General features: G+C 70.5%; 3 protein-coding genes. All 3 read right to left on the bottom strand.

Translation table 11 applies throughout. The features are described from left to right. Positions 1-114: 114 nt before the first annotated feature. Complete coding sequence (locus AB0M27_RS48050; RefSeq protein WP_365732494.1) at positions 115-561, bottom strand: hypothetical protein; 447 nt, start codon at positions 559-561, stop codon at positions 115-117. Then, positions 554-712, bottom strand: a complete 159-nt coding sequence (locus tag AB0M27_RS48045) for a hypothetical protein (RefSeq protein ID WP_365732493.1) — start codon at positions 710-712, stop codon at positions 554-556. The genes AB0M27_RS48050 and AB0M27_RS48045 overlap by 8 nt, the downstream gene beginning before the upstream one ends. Positions 713-911: 199 nt before the next feature. Then, positions 912-1132 (bottom strand): hypothetical protein (locus tag AB0M27_RS48040; RefSeq protein WP_365732492.1); only part of this gene is annotated, 221 nt, incomplete at its 5' end.

The raw sequence follows: 1132 nt of genomic DNA, 5'->3' as shown, positions 1-1132 counted from the left end.
AGCTGCACACCGCGGTCTGCTCCGGCCAGATCACCCTCACGGCCGCCCAGCGCGCCATCGTGACCGACTGGACCACGGCATTGAGCACCCTCGGCCTCAGCTGACGAGCCAGCTTCAGTGTGACGAGTGCCAGGGCCACCCGTGCGCCACCCGCTCGCCGTCGCCACGCTGCTGTCCCAGCTGGCAGCCGTCCCGCCGGCGCGGCTCGTGGGCACCCCGTACGCCAGCGTCGTGCAGCTGGCCAACCCCGACGACCCGAACACCGTGCTGACCGCCATCCGCACCGCCCGCGTTGTCGATGGCGCGGTGGCACTCGGCCAGTTGCTCCAGCTCGTCGGGGCGGAGCGGTCCGCTCGCCTCCTCGGGCGTCACGTCCCGCTCGGGAAGGGTTGCACCCCAGTGGGTGAGGGTGAACGGCTGATCCCGCAGCTTCGCCGGGCTCGTTTCCTGGGTGGTGTCCAAAGCAGTACCGACGGGGGTGACGGAAGCCGTCGAACCGTTGGCCGGGGCCTGGGTGGCGGCTGTCGCGGCGGCCCCCGCCCGGAGGTCGCGCCTAGGCACGCTTGATCAGTCCCCTCGTCTCCATCTCGGTGACCAGCTCGCCGAAGGGGCCGTTCGCAGCGCGTTCGACAGGGAACGCGGTCGCCTGCTTGATCTCGTCCCGGACCGGGATCATCACGGTGAACAGGTTCCAGCCCTCTTCGCGCATCATGTCGCGGATGTCCTTCGCCGACCGGACACCGGTCCGAACCCGGTTGAACAGCACCCACAGCGGCGGGCTTCGCGGCCGGGGCGTGCGAACGCGGAGCGAGCCACGATGTCCGTGATGGGGGTGGAGGTGCGCGGCTGAGTGACCCGCTGCCAGTCCGCCATGGAGGGCTCCATGTGCGGGATGGCGAGGTCCGCGATCTTCAGCACGCTGTCCGCGATGTGCGGGTGGTTCTCGGTGTGGCCGACGTCCACGATGTCGATCCCGTCCTTGCCTTGCCGATCTCCAGCTGCTGCCAGAGCCCGTCCAGCACCCAAGTACCGCCCAACGGCCGGGACTCCACGAACACCAGCCCGTCGGCCGTCGCGGACAGGGCGGCGTCGGGGTCCAGGAACCGGGTCACCGAGGCCACCAGCCGCTGCA

This window comes from Streptomyces sp. NPDC052107 (assembly GCF_040680215.1).
Lineage (GTDB): Bacteria > Actinomycetota > Actinomycetes > Streptomycetales > Streptomycetaceae > Streptomyces.
This window is presented reverse-complemented; position numbering and strand designations above follow the sequence as displayed.

Coding starts and splice junctions, on each gene's coding strand:
- AB0M27_RS48045 (WP_365732493.1), bottom strand. CDS start 712: ATGATGCGCGAAGAGGGCTGGAACCTGTTCACCGTGATGATCCCGGTC.